Genomic DNA, 12,999 nt, shown 5'->3' on the forward strand with positions numbered 1-12,999 from the left:
CGCCAGTGAGCGCGGACCCATTTGGTTTTGCCGATTGGCCGGATAGTTCTCATGTTTTGCATTCGGTCTATCGGCTTGGGAGGGCGAGGCGGATGAATTTTTCGGGGCTTATACATCGTCGGTTCCTCAGATGGTGTATCGCTTCCACGGCAGGCGATTGAGCGAAATCTGAGAAAGAAACCGGACGATGTCCTGCCTACCAAAAAAGGTTGCACCACCGGCGTTATCCTGTCCCATCAAAATAATGGGAACGTTAGAAAATAGGGGGGCGAAGCTTCTGGCAGTCGATAGAGCCTGCGCCCTGTCATCAACCACGTGCTTTTTTACTGCGACCACAGCAAAGACAACTCCTTGCTCTCGGACCAATGCTCCGTCGATTTGCATTCAAACTCTCCATATGAAAAAAAGGCCGCACCATTCGGTGCGGCCAATCTAAATCACCCTTTCGGCGGGAACGGGTCGTGCCCGTAGGACCAAGCTTCACGGAACCTGGCATCCTGTCCCTGGATACGCAGTTCGGAACCTTGGTTCCGCGCGATTTCCCGCCCCAGCTCGATAGCCTCACGCTGAGTGTCGCACGAAGCGGTGAGACGGGTGTTGCCCTCGCCGCGCACACCCCAGCCATCGCCGTTGCGGACCACATACTGATTTTTACCAGCCACAATCTTACCTTTCGTTCTGGAATCGCGCCCATAGGGTTGACTCAGCCCCGATGACGTGATTCCCCGTCCTATCGGTAAGACAGTTTCAGTCACGAGACGACTTGTCTTACATGTGCAACACTATGGGCGTCGGCGACGGGTTAGTCAACCCGCCGGGACGCGGAGATTTTATGGCGCTTCCTATCGAGGATCAGGGTCGCCTCCCGATACAGGAATTGGGGCGATTAATAAGCAGGAAGCGAGAAGGCCGAGGGATTCGGACGGCAGCCTTGGAGGCTAACGTAAGCCCAGCCACATTATCTCGCGTTGAAAATGGAAATGTTCCAGATTTGGCAACATTTGCGAAAATCTGTCGGTGGCTGGAGATTGATCCTGCTCAGTTCTTGGGGGTTGAGACCAGAACTGCAAATGAACGCCCCGCTGTTGTTCATTTTCGGAAAAAAAAGACTGTTTCCCCGGATACAGCCACGTCGCTCGGAGCGCTTATTTTGGCCGCTCAGGGTGCGCTTGATGCACATTTTCAAACGCTCCAGCCACGGTAGATGCGTCGGGGCTTTAAAGCCGAGTCGGAACGAACTGCGGCTTCAGTCCGGGCTAACCTTGGGCTCACTAAAGTCGATGTTCTCGACCCTTGGACCCTAGCGGGACATCAAGGTGTATTGGTGCGCGGGGCTGATGAACTTGGTCTAGCGCCTGATCACAAGGCGCAGCTTATGGTTCACGATCCGGATTCTTGGTCCGGTATGACTTTAGCCGAGCGCGACATTAAGTTGATCGTTCTCAATTCGAGTCACAGTCGCGCGCGGCAATGCGCGACACTTATGCATGAGCTGGCACATATAATGCTCGATCACGCGCCAGCCAGCGCGGTCGCTTCGGGAAGTGGCTTGGTGTTGCTATCGGACTATTCAGACGATCAAGAAAATGAGGCCGATTGGCTGGGGGCGGCTTTATTGTTGCCAGAGGCCGCTTTGCTCCTTCATCGTGGCGCCGGAAGGACGCCTGCGGAGATCGCTCGGATGTTCGGCGTTAGCTTGGACCTGTGTAATTGGCGATGCCGAACGACAGGTGTTGAACGGCGCCTAGCCAATCGCCGATCCAACTAGCGCCAGGTTCAGAGAACGCCATCGCGTGGCGACATAGTGGCGACACGAAACCGCGCCCCGGTCACCGACCAGGTGAGGATTCGTCTAACCCTCTGAAATCAAAAGAAAGTCTGGAGCGGGCGAAGGGATTCGAACCCTCGACCCCAACCTTGGCAAGGTTGTGCTCTACCCCTGAGCTACGCCCGCTCTGGCGTCGGCCCGTGCAGAGACGGGCGCGTTGGGAGCGGGGCCACTAGCACCGGCCCCCGGCCTTCGCAACCCCCTCGCGATCCTTGCGCGAAAAGCCTTGGCTTGCGGCGACGAGCGCCCACATAAGGGCCTCAACTTCACCGGAGACGATCATTGGCGACGCTGGGAATGACTGCTGCCGAAAAGGAAGCCGTGGAGGCGTTCCGCCGCGACGTGGTCGAACCGTCGATGACCAAGCTGGTCATGATCGATTTCTGGGCGGAATGGTGCGGGCCGTGCAAGGCGCTGTCGCCGGTGATCGAAAAGGTCGCGGCCGACTATGCCGACAAGGGCGTGGTGCTGGCGAAGGTCGACACCGACAAGAACCAGTTCATCGCGGCGCAATTCCAGATCAAGTCGATTCCGACCGTCTATGCGATGTTCCAGGGCCAGTTGGTCGCCGATTTGACCAGCGCGCGCACCGAATCACAGCTGAAGGGGATGCTCGACCAGATCCTGAAGCAATTGCCGGTCGACAGCGCGGCGGCGCAGACCGAGGCGGAGATCGAGCCGCTGATCGCGATGGGCGAACAGATTTTGTCGGAAGGCGACGCCGAACGCGCGCTGTCGGTGTTCGATCAGATCGCCGAGATCGCCGCCGATCATCCGGACGTGGTATCGGGCCGGGTGCGGGCGCTGATCGCGGCAGGAAGGCTCGATGACGCCGATGCGGTGCTCGCGGCGGTGCCGGAGGATGCGGCGAAGTCGCCCGAGATCGATCGCGCGCGGGCGGCGCTCGACCTTGCGCGATCGGCCCCGCCGGCCGCCGACCTCGCCCCACTGATCGCCGCGGCAGAAGCCGATCCCGAAAACCTTCAGGCCCGCTTCGATCTTGCCAACGCGCAGATGGCGGCGGGACAGCGCGATGCAGCCGCCGATTCGCTGCTGGCGATCGTCGCCAAGGACCGCGAGTGGAACGCCGGCGCCGCGCGCGCGCAATTTCTGAAGCTGCTTGAAGTGGTTGGACTCGAGGATCCGTGGGTGTCAGGCCAGCGCCGCCGGCTGTCGGCGATATTGTTCACGTGACGACGAGGCTTTCCATCTTCCCGCTGGGCGGCGCGCTGCTGTTCCCGCGCATGCATTTGCCGCTGCACATCTTCGAACCGCGCTATCGTGCGATGGTCAGCGATGCGATGGCGCGCGACCGGCGGATCGGGATGATCCAGCCGCGCGGCGGCGACCGCGCCAAGCCCGATCTGTTCGACCTGGGCTGTGTCGGCCGGATCGCGGAGGTCGAGGCGCTAGAGGATGGGCGGTTCGACATCGTGCTCGAAGGGCTATCGCTGTTCCGCATCGTCCGGGAACTCGACGTGACGACGCCGTTTCGCCAGGTCGAGGCCGACCTGCTTCCCACGCCCGACGAGTCCGAGGCGCTGTCGATCGCCCACCGCGCCAGTCTGGAGACCGAATCGCGCCGGTTCGCCGAGGCGCAGGGCTATGCCGTAGATTGGGATTCTGTGTCGCGGCTCGACGACGAGGCGCTGGTCAACGGCATTGCCCAAATCGCGCCGTTCGATTCGGCGGCGAAACAGGCATTGCTCGAAGCACCCGATCTGCCGGCACGCGCCGAACTGATTGTCCAGCTGATGCAGTTCTTCGGCCGCCACGACGGGGAGGACCGCGTGACGCTGCAATAATCCCCCAACCGTCACCCCCGCGAAAGCAGGGGCCCATCTCCAACGCGGGCAGCACATCGCGCCGGTTTGAAGATGGATAGGTCGGGAGATGGGTCCCCGCTTTCGCGGGGATGACGACTAAATGATCGGAATCTGCTGGCTGATGCAATGGAAACTGCCGCCGCCGGTCAGGATATGGTCCGCGCGCAGGCCCACCGTCCGCCGCCCCGGAAATAGCGCGCCGATCGCCGCGACCGCCGCTTCGTCATTCTCGCTGCCGTAGAGCGGCACGACGACACTGGCATTGCCGATGTAGAAGTTCATGTAGCTCGCCGGCACGATCTCCTCGTCGCGCAGCACGCGGCCCGGCGACGGCAGTGGCACCACCGTCAAACCGTCGTGTTGCGCCGCCTTCTGCGCCGCGCGCTGATAGACCTGCCAGTTGGGATCGTTGTCGCTCGGCTCGGGCACCGCCAGCGTGCGGGGCGCGACGAACCGCGCGAGATTATCGACATGCCCGTCGGTATGATCGTGGAGCAACCCGTCGCCCAGCCACAGCACCTCGTCATAGCCGAGGTCGCGATAGAGCAGTTCCTCGATCTCGTTGCGCGTCATCGCACCATTGCGATTGCGGTTGAGCAGGCATTGTTCGGTCGTGACCACCAGCCCGGTGCCGTCGCCGTCGATCGCGCCGCCTTCGAGGATCCAGTGGAAGCTTTCGACCTTCTTGCCGCGCGCCTGCGCCAGCCGCAGACCGATATCGTCGTCACCCGGCAGGTCGTATTTCCCGCCCCAGCCGTTGAACTCGAAATCGGCCGCGACGCCGTCACCGCGGATGATCGCCGCGGTATCGCGCAGCCAGATGTCGCCGAACGGCTGCACCACGATCCGCGCGAAATCGCCCGCGCGCCGCCGCGCCGCGATCGCCGCTTCCTCGTCGGCGGCGACCAGCAGGACCTGCTCGCCCTTGCCGTCGGCATGGACCGCTTCGGCGAACGCAACCACTTCGTCGCGCGCGGGTTCAAGGTCGAGTTCCCACAGTTCGGGATGGCTCGGGAAACCGATCCACACCGCCTTGTGCGGCGCCCATTCAGGCTTGGGGGGCGGCAACTTGGTCACTTGGGCGAACGGTCCTTGTCACGGATCTTGCGGAATTCGGCGGTGGGATACCAGTTAGGCCAGGCATCGCCCATCGCAAGCTCGCGCCCCAGCTGCAAATAAAGCGTCAAGTCCTGCACCGCACCCGCCCAATTCCAATTGGGATCATATTCGTCCTGCGGCTTGTGATAGCGGTTAGCGATATAGTCGAGCACGGCGGCATGCCCTTTCGCCGTCCCGCCATCGACCAGGTCCTCGCCCGATCCGCCGTCGAACATCGGCACGCCCAGCTTCGCAAAACTGAAATGGTCGGAGCGGAAGTAGCCCCCGCGCTCCGGGTTGGGTTCCGGCATCATCACCCGGCCCTGTGCCTCGATCAGCGGCTTCATCAGGTCCTCCAGCTCGGACTTGCCATAGCCGGTGACGACGACGTCTTTCGTCGGGCCTATCACGTTGAGCCCGTCCATATTGACGCCACCCACCGTGGTCCGGAGCGGATAGACCGGGTGCTCGGCATAATATCTGGAACCAAGCAGCCCCGATTCCTCAGCGGTTACTGCCAGGAATACGATCGATCGCTTGGCCGGCCCCGCCTTCGCCTGAGCCTCCGCCATGGCGATCAGTCCGGCGATGCCAGAGGCGTTGTCGAGCGCGCCGTTGCAAATGTCGTCGCCGTTGACCGCGTCGCAGCGGCCGAGATGATCCCAATGCGCGGTGTAGAGCACAGTCTCGTTCGTCCCCTCGGTGCCGGGCAGGATACCGATCACGTTCTTCGACGCCTGGCGCTTGATCGTATTACTAAAGCTGACCGACGCCTTGACGCCAAGCGGTATGGCCCTGAACCCTTTGACCTTGGCGGCCGCCGACAACGCGGCGAAATCCCTGCCCGCGCTGGCGAACAATTCCTTCGCCTTGGCAAGCTGCATCCAGCCGATCGCTTGGCTCTGGTCCATGTGATCGCCCTTGGCGTCAAGCTCGAGTTGCGGCCCCGTCCAGCTCGACTGGACCACACCCCAACCATACGCGGCGGGCTGGGTGTCGTGGACGATCAGTACCGCGGCAGCCCCCTGGCGAGCGGCTTCCTCGAACTTGTAGGTCCAACGACCGTAATAGGTCATCGCCTTGCCTTCGAAGAGACCCTGCTTCCCCGGCGTCTCCCAGTCGGGATCGTTGACCAGCACGACGACTGTCTTCCCCTTTACGTCGATCCCGGCATAGTCGTTCCAGCCCTTTTCGGGCGCGTTGATGCCGTAGCCGACGAACACGACGTCGGAATTGCGGATGTCGATCTTCGGCGTCACGCGATACGACGCCAGCACCATGTCAGTGCGATAGGTGAGGCTGACCGGCGTCTTGCCCCCGGTGAAGGTCATCGGCGTCACATCCTGCGCGGTCAGTTCGACCAGCGGCACGTCCTGGAACCACGAGCCCTTATTGCCCGGCTTCAGCCCCGCGGCCTTCATCCGCTCGACGATATAGTCGGTCGTCTTGGCTTCGGCCGGCGTGGTCGGCGCGCGCCCCTCGAACGCGTCGGACGACAGCGTACTAGTGACCTCCTTCAGCGTATCTACGGAGATCGCGGGCGCGCTCGATTGCGCAAGAGCCGGCGTGGCGGCGATGAGAGCAGCAAGGACGAAGCGGCGCATGACAGACCTTTCGCGTGAACGGCGAGCGATGTCTGACAGCGCCCTGGCGGCGGTGCAAGCGACAGGGCGATCGAGAGCCATTGCACGCTGAGCGGACCGAGCTAATCTGCGGCTATATAAGCGAATAAAGGGGCGGCATGATGCGTGGCGTAATCGTTGCGATGATAGGTTTGGGCGGTGCCGCGCTGGCGGCCCAGGCGTTGGCAGCCGACCCGCCGAAGTCAGCGGCGGCGCTGGCTGAAGCGTTCGGCCAGCGCGAATATGTCTCTCAGATCAGCATTTCCCCAGACGGCAGCAAGGTTGCCCTGCTGGTCGCTGCCAAGGAGCGGCAAACCGCGCTGTTAATCTACGACACGGTCGCGGGCGGTACACCCAAGGCGATACTGGCCTCGACTGGCAAGGGCGATCAGCTGACCAGTTGCAACTGGGCCACCGACGTGCGCCTGATCTGCCGCATCTATTTGACCACAACAGACGGCTTTTCGCGGATCGGTTACACTCGCGTTGTCGCGATCAATGCCGATGGCAGCAATCTCAAGCAACTGACCGCGAAGACCACTGGTGAAGCGCTCGGTTTCAACACCAATGGGGGTGGGCTGGTCGATTGGGGCGGCGAATCGGGGATGGCGTTGATGACGCGCGCGTATGTCCCCGAGAAAGCGACGGGCACGTTGGTTGCGAGCACCAAGGAAGGGCTGGGGGTCGATCTCGTCGATACTAATACATTGTCGCGCAAGGTCGTCGAACAACCCCATGGCGCTGCCGTCAGTTACATCAGCGACGGCCAAGGCAACGTTCGCATCATGGGGATTCGACCCCGGTCGAACACCGGTTATAGCGGCGACCGCATCATTTATTCCTATCGCACCGCCGACAGCCGGGACTGGAAACCACTAACCACGGTTGTGGCGGGGGCGCAGACCATGACCGGTTTCGTCCCCTACGCCGTCGATCGCGACAAGAACGTAGTCTATGGCATGGAAAACATCACCGGTCGGGCCGCACTCTACAGCATCTCGCTCGACGGCAAGCTGACGAAGACAATGGTGCTCGAGCGGCCGGACGTCGACATGGACGATTTGATCCGGATCGGCCGACAGAACCGCGTGGTCGGCGCGACCTATATTACCGACAAGCGCGAAGCCGTGTTCTTCGATCCCGCGCTACAGTCGCTTCGCCTGGGGCTGGCGAAGGCGTTGCCTGGACGCAAGATCACGTTCGTCGATGCGAGCGCCGACGAAAACAAGCTGGTGCTGTTCGCGGACAGCGACACCGATCCGGGCAAATTCTATTTGTTCGACAAGAAAACGCGGGCGCTGACCGTCATCCTGCCGGTGCGGCCCGATCTGGAGAGCGTCCAGCTGGCAATCGTCCGGGCGATAAGCTATCAAGCGACCGACGGGACGACGATCCCAGCCTACCTGACGCTACCCGCGGGCAGCGACGGCAAGAACCTGCCGACGATCGTCATGCCGCACGGAGGCCCCGCCTATCGCGACGAATGGGGGTTTGACTGGCTGGTCCAATTCTTCGCAGCGCGCGGCTTTGCGGTGATCCAGCCGCAGTTCCGCGGATCGGCGGGCTATGGCGACGTCTGGTACCAGAAGAACGGGTTCGTTTCGTGGAAGACCGCGATCGGCGACGTTAACGACGCCGGACACTGGGCGGTAAAATCGGGTCTCGCCGATCCGTCGAAGCTCGCGATCGTCGGCTGGTCGTACGGCGGTTACGCAGCGCTCCAGACCTCGGTACTCAACGCAAATCTGTTCAAGGCAATCGTTGCGGTGGCGCCGGTGACCGACTTGGACGCCTTGCGCGATGAATCGAAGGGCTACACCAACTATCCTCAGGTCGATGCTTTCATTGGTCACGGCCCGTGGGTGATCGAAGGATCGCCGGCGCGCAACGCCGAGAAGATCAAGGCGCCCGTCTTGCTGTTCCACGGTGACCGCGACCAGAATGTTGGGATTGGCGAATCTCGGTTGATGGCCGGGAAGCTGAAGAGCCTGGGCGGTAAGGTCGAGCTTGTCGAGTTCAACGGGCTGGATCACCAGCTCGCCGACTCCGCAGCGCGCGCTCAGTTATTGGCCAAGGCCGATGCCTTCCTGCGGGCGTCTATGGGGATGCAACCGTAAGGTCACAACGAAAAAGGGCGGCCCCCAAGGTGCCGCCCCTTTGTTTCGATCGTCAGGACCGAATCAGCGCGAGTAAAATTCGACGACCAGATTCGGTTCCATCTTCACCGGGTAGGGCACTTCATCGAGCGTCGGGACGCGGGTGAAGGTCACCTTCGCGTTGCCGTCGGGCGCGACGTAATCGGGGATTTCGCGCTCCGCGAGGCCCTGCGCCTCCATCACCAGCGCCATTTCCTTGGCCTTCGATCCCAGGGTGATCTCGTCGCCGACGAAGCAGCGGCGGCTGGCGATGTTGCACTTGACGCCGTTGACGCGGATGTGGCCGTGCGAAACAAGCTGGCGCGCCGCGAAGATCGTCGGTGCGAACTTGGCACGATAGACGATCATGTCGAGGCGCTGTTCGAGCAAGCCGATCAGGTTCTGACCGGTGTCTCCCTTCATCCGGGCAGCTTCCTGGTAGCAGCCCTTGAACTGCTTTTCGGTGACGTCGCCGTAATAGCCCTTAAGCTTCTGCTTGGCGCGCAGCTGGATGCCGAAGTCGGAGACCTTGCCCTTGCGGCGCTGGCCATGCTGGCCAGGGCCGTATTCGCGCTTGTTCACCGGGGATTTGGGACGGCCCCAGATGTTCTCGCCCATGCGGCGGTCGAGCTTGTGCTTGGCGCTGGTGCGCTTCGTCATGGTATTTCCTTCAATCGCTATAACGTTGTTTCCGGTATCGCTCTGCTGGGGTCCAAGGACCGGCAGGGCCGCCGCTTCACCGGAATGCGGGGCCGATTGCGAAGGGCGCGCCTCTAGGCGAGAAGCGCGCAAAGGTCAAGTTTGGTTACATCCCGTTATTGTTGCGTGTCACGCGACGGCCGTCATCCATCGTCTTATCAGCGTTGCGGGCGTTAGCTGCATCGATCTGTGCCCATTCGGTCTTGGTATGACACGTCGGACGCGAGCCGAGAATCGACCCGGTCTGGTCGAGCCGGCGGCAAACCTTCTTTTCCTTGATTGGCGCAACAGCCGGATCGGCGGTCTGGGCAGTAGCAGGCAAGGCACACGACACGGTGGCGACAAGCGCCATCAACTTGAAACGCATATCAAACTCCGAAAATCCGCGATTTGGCCGACTGTAGCGATTTCGCAAGTGCAGCGAAAGTAAAAACGTCAGCTTCGCTGTCGTGGATTGGCGAGCGCCGACAGCACGCCACGCAGTGTGCGCACTTCCTGGCTCGACCAGCCCGGCTTGGTCAGGAGAGTGCGAAGCGTGCGTTTCGACGCCGACACGCGATCTGGCGGAAAATAGAAACCCGCCGCATCCAGCATCGTGTCGAGCTGCTCGATCATTCCGTCCAGTTCGCCCTGTGGCGCGGGGGAGGGCAGCTCGGTTTCCGGTGGCTGCGCGAGCGCGACATGCTTCGACCATTCGTAGGCGACCAGTATGACCGCCTGCGCGAGATTGAGGCTGCCGAAGTCGGGATTGATCGGCACGGTGACGATCGTGCGCGCCACCGCGACATCATCGGTTTCGAGCCCCGAGCGTTCGGGGCCGAACAGGATCGCCGACCGCCCGGGACCGGCATGGATCGCGCGGGCCGCCTCTTCGGGGGTTACCACCGGCTTGGTCACGCCGCGTTTCCTGACGGTGGTGGCATAGACGTGCGGGCAGTCGGCGACGGCCGCCGCGACGCTGTCGAACACGCGCGCCCGTTCCAGCACGACGTCGGCGCCCGAGGCGGCGGGGCCCGCGGCGGGATTGGGCCAGCCGTCGCGAGGGCTCACCAGCCGCATTTCGGTCAGCCCGAAATTGAGCATGGCGCGCGCCGCCTTGCCGATATTTTCGCCGAGCTGCGGGCGGACGAGAACGATAACCGGTTGATTGAGGGGTTGGTCAGTCACGAAAGATCCGCGCGCTCCAAGCATAGCCACGATAGAGCGGCCGGTGCTGGGCGCGCGGCGCGATTTCGTCAATCGCCGCGAACAGATCGACGCGGGGTGAAACGTCGAATTTGGCGAGCCAAGCGAACAGCAGCGCGCGGAACCAGCGCGGCAATCCTTCCTGCTGGCCGAAATCGACGACGTCGAGCCGCCCGCCCACTGTGAGCTTGGCCACGCCTTCGCGCAACGCGCCGCGCCAGTCGGGGATCATCGACAAGGTGTAGCTTTGGAACACGCGGTCGAACCCCGCGACCCCGAATAACGCCATGGCGTCAAATGCGGTGGCGTCGCCATGCGCGAAGGCGATTCGGTCGGACAACCCGGCCCTGGCGACATTCGCCCGCGCCGTCTCCAGCATGGCCTCGGAAATGTCGATCCCGTGGAAGTAAGCATCGGGCCAGCGGCGCGCGGCGTGGATCAAATTGCGCCCGGTGCCGCAACCGACCTCCAGCACGCGCCCCCCCACGGGCGGCGCCAGCCCGTCGATCAGCGCATCACGGCCAAGCAGGTAATATTTGCGGGTCAGGTCGTAGAAATGGCGCTGGGTGCGATAAATCGCATCCATCTGCGCCGCGTGGGATCCGGTCAGGCGGCATCCCCCAGCAGATAGAGGTGCACGCCGCCATAGATCGAGGAGCGGTCGCGCCGGGTGTAATCGAGCGATTCCTCCGCGGCGTAGCGCCACCGGCTAAGGACGGCATCGGGCACGCGTCCGGGCAGGATCGTCTCGATGCCCGCCGTGCGGAACAACACCCGCGCGCCCGGCCGCGCCGTCCGCGTGATCTCGGTCCACAGATCGGTCAGCTGCTCGTCGGTCATCCAGTCCTGCGCATCGAGCAGGACGTAGCGATCGAGCGTCCCGTCGCCCTGCGATTTCAGATATTCCGCATAATTGGCGTGGCGCACGTCCATGCGATCGATGCGGTCGACGACGTCGCGATAATTCTCCGCCTGGAGGTAGGGCGGCACCGGCGCTTCCGGTCCTTCGCCGTAACCGCGCCCGAACGCCTGCCACGCGAAATAATTGTCCTTGAGATCGAAGTCGCAAGCGAGCTTTTCGAGCCGTTCGCGCAGCACCGTCGCCATCTTGTCGTCGCCCGCCAGCGCCTCATATTGCGCGGGGGGAATGCCGAGCCCGAACAACGAAGCCGGCTGATCGGTCAGCCAGCGGACGAACGCCTTGTCGAACAGCGGCGCGAACTCGCGGTCGAAGATCGCGCGCTGTTCCTCGATCGATTCGGCCTTGAGCAGCCGCCGCGGGTCGATGCCGTGGAGCCGCGCGAGCAGGTGCGCCGCGCCGATGAACCCGCCGAGCAGCCCGCGCTTGTAGAGCCCATGCGCGAACCCGCCGATCCGCCGCCGCCCGATCGGGTCGCGGCCTTCCCAATAGCGCCGCGTGACGTCGTCGAGATGCGGGCGGATATGGGTCTTGTAGGCGGCGATGTTGGCCTTCGAACTGGCCTCACCGAAGAAGCGGCGAAAGCTGTCGTGATCGGGCAAGTGCCGCGCCGCCGCCAGCTTCAGCTTGTTGAGCGCGATATGCGCGGTGTTGAGGTCGACAGCGGTGATCGCGCGCGGATTGGCGGTGAGGTAGCTGAGCGCGTTGCACCCGCCCGACGCGATCGTCACGACATGGCTGTCGGGCCCGATCGCCAGCGCCTCCATATCGACCGCTGGATCTTCCCAGATCTGCGCATAGACGAGCCCCCGGAACGCGAAGGTGAAGGCGCGCTCGAGGATACCCTGCTTCGACAGATGATCGTGGCGATGGACCGCGTCGCGGACGGCGCGGTTCTTTTCGGGCGCGAGGCTGGCCATGCGAAGTCCTTTCGCGCGGCGTGGAAGCGTCGCCGCGCGTGACCGCGCTAGGACTCTTGGATGACGGGCTGATGAGCGGCCGGTGACAGCTTGATGACGCTCCCCGCCGGAATCAATTTGGCGTCATGGCGCCGCCGTTGGGCCACGCGGTGTCGCCGACGCGCTTCAGATGCATTTCGAAGAACTGCACCGGCGCCTGGCCGGGCGCGATCCGCTCGCCGATTTCGCTCCAGCTTCCGTCCTTCAGCGTCGCGGTATAACGGATCGTCATCGGCCCCGCCGCAATCTCCCACACATAGCCGTCGGCGGTCGGGCGGATCATGAAATCGCCGCTGCGCCCCTGCGCATAGGAGCGGAAATTGTACGCCTGTTTCTCCCCGTCCCACGAAATCACCGCGAAGGCGTTGAAGCCGACGCTGCCGTCGGGATTGAACCCTTTGCCCTCGATGACGCGCACCGTCCCGCCGAGCATCGGCCCGATCCGTTCGGTCTGCGTCACGCGATGCTCGCCGCCCGGTCCCTTCGTGACGGCGAGTCCGCGCCACGTCCCGTCCATCCAGGCGAATTTGTCGAGCGCGGTCTTTTGCGCCGACAGTGCGGCTGTGTCGGCGACCTGTGCCGTGCCCGGCATGCTGGCGATCAGTGCGATACTCAATCCGGCAATCCATAATTTGCGCATCTGGCACTCCTTTGACGAACGTGGCAGCTTCGCCCAGATGGCGACGCTTTTTCCCGACCAGCCCGGACGTCGGCGATGGCGCAAGCGC

15 protein-coding genes and 1 tRNA gene are annotated in these 12,999 nt (G+C 63.1%); 5 read left to right on the plus strand and 11 right to left on the minus strand.

Going from position 1 to position 12,999, the window contains the following annotated elements; all coding sequences use genetic code 11:
- Positions 1 to 126: 126 nt before the first annotated feature.
- Positions 127 to 384 carry a hypothetical protein gene (locus J0J06_RS11565; RefSeq protein WP_294042065.1) on the minus strand — a complete coding sequence of 86 codons (258 nt, stop codon included), beginning with the start codon at positions 382 to 384 and terminating at the stop codon, positions 127 to 129.
- A gap of 53 nt (positions 385 to 437) precedes the next feature.
- Positions 438 to 755, minus strand: coding sequence for a DUF2188 domain-containing protein (locus J0J06_RS16870; protein ID WP_366931217.1), 318 nt, complete (start codon positions 753 to 755; stop codon positions 438 to 440).
- A 77-nt stretch (positions 756 to 832) separates the two neighbouring features.
- On the opposite strand from J0J06_RS16870, the gene J0J06_RS11575 reads away from it, so the two are divergent.
- Both J0J06_RS11575 and J0J06_RS11580 read left to right on the plus strand, forming a co-directional pair.
- Positions 833 to 1,204, plus strand: coding sequence for a helix-turn-helix transcriptional regulator (locus J0J06_RS11575; RefSeq protein ID WP_294042067.1), 372 nt, complete (start codon positions 833 to 835; stop codon positions 1,202 to 1,204).
- Positions 1,205 to 1,405: 201 nt separating this feature from the next.
- Positions 1,406 to 1,768: an ImmA/IrrE family metallo-endopeptidase gene (locus J0J06_RS11580; protein ID WP_294042497.1), complete on the plus strand. Its 363-nt coding sequence runs from the start codon at positions 1,406 to 1,408 to the stop codon at positions 1,766 to 1,768.
- Positions 1,769 to 1,879: 111 nt separating this feature from the next.
- Here the strand turns inward: J0J06_RS11580 and J0J06_RS11585 are convergent.
- A tRNA-Gly gene (locus J0J06_RS11585) sits at positions 1,880 to 1,954 on the minus strand.
- Between the two features lie 171 nt (positions 1,955 to 2,125).
- On the opposite strand from J0J06_RS11585, the gene J0J06_RS11590 reads away from it, so the two are divergent.
- A complete protein-coding gene (locus tag J0J06_RS11590) occupies positions 2,126 to 3,022 on the plus strand; it encodes a tetratricopeptide repeat protein (protein WP_294042070.1) in 897 nt (298 codons plus the stop codon).
- Entirely contained in the window at positions 3,019 to 3,633 is a 615-nt protein-coding gene (locus tag J0J06_RS11595; RefSeq protein ID WP_294042072.1) for an LON peptidase substrate-binding domain-containing protein, read from the plus strand. Before J0J06_RS11590 ends, J0J06_RS11595 begins: the two co-directional genes overlap by 4 nt.
- 117 nt (positions 3,634 to 3,750) lie before the next feature.
- On the opposite strand, the gene J0J06_RS11600 is transcribed toward J0J06_RS11595, so the two are convergent.
- Both J0J06_RS11600 and J0J06_RS11605 read right to left on the minus strand, forming a co-directional pair.
- The gene (locus J0J06_RS11600) at positions 3,751 to 4,731 is read right to left on the minus strand and encodes an agmatine deiminase family protein (RefSeq protein ID WP_294042074.1); all 981 of its coding nucleotides are present in this window, start codon (positions 4,729 to 4,731) and stop codon (positions 3,751 to 3,753) included.
- Positions 4,728 to 6,356, minus strand: coding sequence for a M28 family metallopeptidase (locus J0J06_RS11605; protein WP_294042076.1), 1,629 nt, complete (start codon positions 6,354 to 6,356; stop codon positions 4,728 to 4,730). Before J0J06_RS11605 ends, J0J06_RS11600 begins: the two co-directional genes overlap by 4 nt.
- A gap of 137 nt (positions 6,357 to 6,493) precedes the next feature.
- On the opposite strand from J0J06_RS11605, the gene J0J06_RS11610 reads away from it, so the two are divergent.
- The gene (locus J0J06_RS11610; RefSeq protein WP_294042078.1) at positions 6,494 to 8,491 is read left to right on the plus strand and encodes a S9 family peptidase; all 1,998 of its coding nucleotides are present in this window, start codon (positions 6,494 to 6,496) and stop codon (positions 8,489 to 8,491) included.
- Positions 8,492 to 8,554: 63 nt separating this feature from the next.
- Here J0J06_RS11610 and rpsD read toward each other — a convergent pair whose 3' ends face one another.
- From rpsD to J0J06_RS11640, 6 genes are all read right to left on the minus strand, one after another.
- On the minus strand, positions 8,555 to 9,169 hold the full coding sequence (gene rpsD, locus J0J06_RS11615; RefSeq protein WP_294042080.1) for a 30S ribosomal protein S4: 615 nt from the start codon (positions 9,167 to 9,169) through the stop codon (positions 8,555 to 8,557).
- A 145-nt stretch (positions 9,170 to 9,314) separates the two neighbouring features.
- A complete protein-coding gene (locus J0J06_RS11620; protein ID WP_294042082.1) occupies positions 9,315 to 9,575 on the minus strand; it encodes a hypothetical protein in 261 nt (86 codons plus the stop codon).
- A gap of 68 nt (positions 9,576 to 9,643) precedes the next feature.
- Positions 9,644 to 10,375 (minus strand): RNA methyltransferase, encoded by a 732-nt coding sequence (locus J0J06_RS11625; RefSeq protein WP_294042084.1) that lies wholly within the window; start codon positions 10,373 to 10,375, stop codon positions 9,644 to 9,646.
- Positions 10,368 to 10,979 carry a class I SAM-dependent methyltransferase gene (locus J0J06_RS11630; protein ID WP_294042086.1) on the minus strand — a complete coding sequence of 204 codons (612 nt, stop codon included), beginning with the start codon at positions 10,977 to 10,979 and terminating at the stop codon, positions 10,368 to 10,370. Before J0J06_RS11630 ends, J0J06_RS11625 begins: the two co-directional genes overlap by 8 nt.
- 20 nt (positions 10,980 to 10,999) lie before the next feature.
- Positions 11,000 to 12,232, minus strand: a complete 1,233-nt coding sequence (locus tag J0J06_RS11635) for a DUF3419 family protein (protein WP_294042088.1) — start codon at positions 12,230 to 12,232, stop codon at positions 11,000 to 11,002.
- 112 nt (positions 12,233 to 12,344) lie between these two features.
- On the minus strand, positions 12,345 to 12,911 hold the full coding sequence (locus tag J0J06_RS11640) for a DUF1579 domain-containing protein (RefSeq protein WP_294042090.1): 567 nt from the start codon (positions 12,909 to 12,911) through the stop codon (positions 12,345 to 12,347).
- Positions 12,912 to 12,999 lie beyond the last annotated feature (88 nt).

It is taken from the genome of Sphingomonas sp. (assembly GCF_017304615.1).
Classification (GTDB): Bacteria; Pseudomonadota; Alphaproteobacteria; order Sphingomonadales; family Sphingomonadaceae; genus Sphingomonas.